We start from the raw sequence: 1,202 nt of genomic DNA, 5'->3' as shown, positions 1-1,202 counted from the left end.
TTCACTCTTGCCTTTCAAGATTCTTGAGGCTATGACAGATAAGCCCTTGCGCATTCGCGGCGTAGCCATGTGCTCGGGCATGAGCCGCAATCTCAACATCTACACTCCTGAGGAGTTGCAAGCCTTCACTAGCAAATTGGCTAGCGCGCCAGTCTACATCGAGCACGTTGCTGTGCCCAACGCTGTCGGTAAAGTCACTAAGACCGATTGGGATGGCCACAACCTGTGGTATGAGGCGGAGATTTATGATGGCGAGACGGCTGAGAAAATCCGCAAAGGCTTAATCCAGCATGTCAGCGTCGGCGCAGACTACGAAGCAGTCGATTTGGTAGATGGCAAGGTTCCGCATGGTTTGCATAATGCCGAGTTGAGCCTTGTGGCTGTGCCCGGTATTCCCGAGACCAACGTGCAGGTGTTGGAAAACCTCGAGGATAAGCAACTTCAAGAAAAGCTCTCGCAAACAGAAAGCAAGTTAACTGAAGCACAAAAAACCATTGAAGATTTGCGCAAGCAACTGCCCGGCGGCGGTTTACTCAAGAACCCGCCTAAAATGATAGCTGTCTCTGAAGCTGTCAAACTGGTTGAATCTGTTTTGCCTTCGCTTAGTGTTCAGCGTAGCTGGAGTTTGGGCCCTCAGCGCATGTGCCAAGAGCTCCGCAGAGTAGTTCAGCAGCTACAGCAATTGGCGGGAGGTAGCTGAATACGTTTTATGCTCACTTTTGTGGGGAAGAGTACCAAAGGACGAACTTTGGGAAATTCAAAACTGAAGACAGATTTGATTTTGAATGGCGGATAAAACAGGCAAAAGCTGGATGGCAGTCGGCGAGTCCGACGACCCAAACGCCCAGATAGAATCCTTCGAAGCTGCGGCTGCAGTCACAAAGGGCAGTCCAGTCTATCTAAGCGCTGACGACAAGGTTTCCGAAAGCCCCGGCGGAGACAACGCCATAGGCGTAGCCGTCAAAACCGTAGCTTTAGGCGACATGTGTCCTGTGCTTAAGCGGGGCAGAGTCAAAGTCACCGCGAACGGTCCAATAACCCGCGGCACGGCGGTCTGCAGTGCAGCAAACGGCAAAATCACGCAGCTTGTGGATCAGGCAGTGAACGAGGGCGGAGCAGCGACGTACACCGTGTTCTATAACCGCAAGCTCGGCACTGCTTTGGAAACGGCCTCGGCGGACGGCGACTTGATTTTCATTGAT

At 52.4% G+C, this 1,202-nt stretch carries 2 protein-coding genes; both read left to right on the top strand.

Annotated features, from left to right (window positions below; translation table 11 throughout):
- Nucleotides 1-700 (top strand): DUF2213 domain-containing protein (locus NWE96_09720; protein ID MCW3984254.1); only part of this gene is annotated, 700 nt, incomplete at its 5' end.
- Nucleotides 701-785: 85 nt separating this feature from the next.
- The coding region (locus tag NWE96_09715; GenBank protein ID MCW3984253.1) for a DUF2190 family protein at nt 786-1,202 on the top strand (417 nt) is incomplete at its 3' end.

The sequence above is a fragment of the Candidatus Bathyarchaeota archaeon genome, assembly GCA_026014685.1.
Lineage (GTDB): Archaea > Thermoproteota > Bathyarchaeia > Bathyarchaeales > Bathycorpusculaceae > Bathycorpusculum.
The sequence above is the reverse complement of the archived record's forward strand: the minus strand, read 5'-3'. Positions and strand labels throughout refer to the sequence as shown.